This is a genomic window from Anaerococcus tetradius (genome assembly GCF_947087635.1).
Taxonomy (GTDB): domain Bacteria; phylum Bacillota; class Clostridia; order Tissierellales; family Peptoniphilaceae; genus Anaerococcus; species Anaerococcus tetradius.
On sequence record NZ_CAMUDP010000028.1, the window covers coordinates 1 to 3,428 of the forward strand.

Genomic DNA, 3,428 nt, shown 5'->3' on the forward strand with positions numbered 1-3,428 from the left:
ATACCAGAAAAAAAGTGATGAGCAGAATAGATTTACCTATTCTGCAACATCACCTAATTTTTTGTCCTCATGTAAACCACTTGGAACTATTATTCAATTTATTCTTTTTTACAAATGTTCCTATTTTAATCCCAGTTACAGTTGTTCATATTCTGTAACCGTTGATTTTACAAAGTTTTTAATTTTTTTGCTACTATTCCCATTCAATTGTTCCTGGTGGTTTGCTGGTTATGTCGTAGACTATTCTTCCTACTCCGTTTACTTCGTTTATCATTCTGTTGGATAGGGTTTGGAGGAGGTCGTATGGGAGGTCGGCTGCTTCTACTGTCATTGCGTCAGTGCTTGTTACGGCTCTTACTGCTATTACGTTGTCGTAGACTCTAGCGTCTCCTTTTACTCCTACTGTTTTTATTGGTGTCCATACTGTGAAGTATTGCCAGATGTCTTCTTTTAGTCCGAAGTTTTCTACTTCTTCTCTTAGGATGGCATCTGTTTCTCTTACTATGTCTAGTTTTTCTTTGGTGATTTCGCCTATTACTCTTATGGCAAGGCCTGGTCCTGGGAATGGTTGACGCCATACCATATCGTGTGGTACTCCTATGGCTTCTCCTACGGCTCTTACTTCGTCTTTGAAGAGTTCTCTTAGGGGTTCTACTAAGCCTGTGAAGTCCATGTCTTCTGGAAGACCTCCTACGTTGTGGTGGCTTTTTATCACACTTGCTTTATCCTTGCCTGATTCTATGACGTCTGGATAGATTGTTCCTTGGACTAGGTATTTGGCTCCACCGATTTTTTTGGCTTCTTCTTCAAAGACTTCTACGAAGTGGTTGCCTATGATTTTTCTTTTTTCTTCTGGTTCTTCTACGCCCTTTAGTAGGTCTAGGAATTCTTCTGATTTGTCTACCATTTTTACATTAAGACCTATTTTTGCATAGGTTTCCATTACTGATTTGCCTTCGTCTTTACGAAGGAGACCATGGTCTACGAATATACATTGTAGGTTATCTCCAATTGCCTTGGATACTATGGTAGCAGCTACTGTTGAGTCAACTCCACCAGATAGTCCACATATCATCTTTTCATTTGCGTATTTTTCTTTTATTTCGGCTATTTTTTCCTTGGCAAAGTCTTCCATTTTCCAGGTTTGTTCTGCTTGGGCTATGTTTTTAACGAAGTTTTCTAGCATGAGACGACCATATTCTGAGTGAACTACTTCTGGGTGGAATTGAACTGCATAGATTTTCTTTTCTTTGTTTTCGATTCCTGCTACAGGAGCGTTTAGGGTCCAGGCTATTTTTTTGAAACCATCGGCGATTTTGTTAATCCTATCTCTGTGATTCATCCAAATTACAGATTCTTGAGGAACTCCTTGGAATAGTTCGCTCTTTTGATCTACAAAGAGTGGAGTTTTCCCATATTCACCATTTTTTGGAGTTTCTACTTCTCCGCCAAAGTGGTGGTTGATATATTGTAAGCCATAGCAGATTCCTAGTATTGGAAGGCCTAGGTCAAATATTCTGTCATCTGCCTTTAGGGAATTTTCGTCATTTACTGATTGTGGGCCCCCTGTTAGGATGATTCCTGCTACTCCGTCAAGATTTAGGTCTTCGACTTTGCTCTCGCAGTCAAATAGTTCAGCGTATACGCCCATTTCTCTTACTCTTCTTACTATGAGTTGGTCGTATTGGCCGCCGAAGTTTAGTACAATTATTTTGTCTTTTTTCATACTTGCTCCTTAAGCTTGTTAATATTGAACGTGGTCTTTGTGCTCTTCGGGAAATTTCTCGAAATAATATTGAACGATGTCTGTTGCTGTTTGCTCGATTGTGTTCTCTGTTACATCTATGACCTTGCAGTCAAGGTCTTTGTAGACTTCCCTAGCGTATTCTAGTTCTTTTCTTATCCTCTTGTCATCATAATATATTGATTCGCCTACTATACCCAGGGACTTGCTTCTTACTTCTCTTATGTTAGATAGCTTGTCTGGGTCTATGACAAGGCCTATGATCCTTTCTGGGTCTACTTCGAATATCTCTTGGGGTAGCCTTATTTCAGGCACAAGAGGTAGGTTTGATACCTTGAAGTTTTTGGTTGCAAGAATCATGGTAGTAGGAGTTTTGCTGGTTCTTGATACGCCGACTAGGACTATATCTGATAGAGGAAAGCCCCTTGGGTCCTTACCATCATCGTATTTGATAGCAAACTCTATGGCTTCTATCATATCGAAGTAGTCCTTAGATAGGGTCCTAGTTAGGCCGACTTGCCTTATGGCTTTAAGGCCAGTGGCTTCTTCTACTTTTCTGATACCGTAATTTAGGATGTCTAAGACCTCCATGTTCCTTTTCTTGGCAACTTCCCTAAGGTGATTGGATAGGTCCTTGTCAGCAATAGTTTGAACTACAATTGTGCTTTTATCCGCTTCTTCCATGACTTCATCTATCTCTTTTGTCGAGATTATGCTAGGCTTTCTTATTAGGTTGACCTTCAAGTCTGGAAATTGGCTTGTAACAGATTTTATATAATTTTGAGCTGTTTCTCCTGTCGAATCGCTGACAAGAATTACCTTTAGTTCCTTCATCTCTTACCTTACAATCTCTTTCACATCAAAAATTTGCTTAATACGCTTAGCTAGAATGTTGATCATGGCTATCCTGTTGTTTTTCAATTGTTCATTGTCAACATTTATCATGGTCTTATCCAGATATTCATTTCCTATTTGGCTAGTTTCTTTAATCTTTTCTAGTTCGGCTAGATAGTCAGTTTCGGCAACGGCAACAAAATCTCCGAGAGATATAAGCACTTCGTAGAATGACCTTTCTAGGTCGTTTTCTAGGAGATCTTCTCTTATATTATCATCATCAAGGTCTTTGGATAGGTTTACAATTCTTGTGAAGTAAGATATTTGATCTTCGTTATCTTCTAAGAACTTATCAAGACTTGCCACCTTCTTAGCGATTCTTAGTATATTAAGCTCACTAACATTCATTACAGCATTTACTGTGTCATAATTGTAGCCATCATCTATCAATTTGTTTTTGAGCCTATCCCTAAAGAAGTCTAGAACCTTAGCCATAGCTGTATCATAGTCAAAGGCTAGTTCGTTTTTTTCTGTATATACCAAAAGTGCGTCATTTACAAGTCTTTTTAGGTCGATATCTATGGAGTTTGCTAGGAAAATATTTATAATTCCTAGGCAGGCCCTTCTTAGACCGAATGGATCTTGGCTACCTGTTACATATTTTTCTATAGCATAAAGGCCAACTATGGTATCCATCTTATCGGCTATGGATAGAATTATACCAGTTATAGTTTTTGGCAAATTATCCCCAGCTGATCTTGGCATATAGGCTTCTTCTATGGCTGTGGCTATTCTTTCTTCTTCGCCAGACTTTTCTGCATAAATCCTACCCATAGTTCCTTGTAGCTCG

General features: G+C 38.9%; 3 protein-coding genes. All 3 read right to left on the reverse strand.

From position 1 onward, the window contains the following. Window positions 1-193: 193 nt before the first annotated feature. Window positions 194-1,726: a glutamine-hydrolyzing GMP synthase gene (gene guaA, locus P6936_RS08155; RefSeq protein ID WP_276881367.1), complete on the reverse strand. Its 1,533-nt coding sequence runs from the start codon at window positions 1,724-1,726 to the stop codon at window positions 194-196. Between the two features lie 18 nt (window positions 1,727-1,744). After that, window positions 1,745-2,578, reverse strand: a complete 834-nt coding sequence (locus tag P6936_RS08160) for a pyruvate, water dikinase regulatory protein (RefSeq protein ID WP_004837504.1) — start codon at window positions 2,576-2,578, stop codon at window positions 1,745-1,747. A gap of 3 nt (window positions 2,579-2,581) precedes the next feature. Continuing rightward, the coding region (locus P6936_RS08165; RefSeq protein WP_276881368.1) for a glycine--tRNA ligase subunit beta at window positions 2,582-3,428 on the reverse strand (847 nt) is incomplete at its 5' end.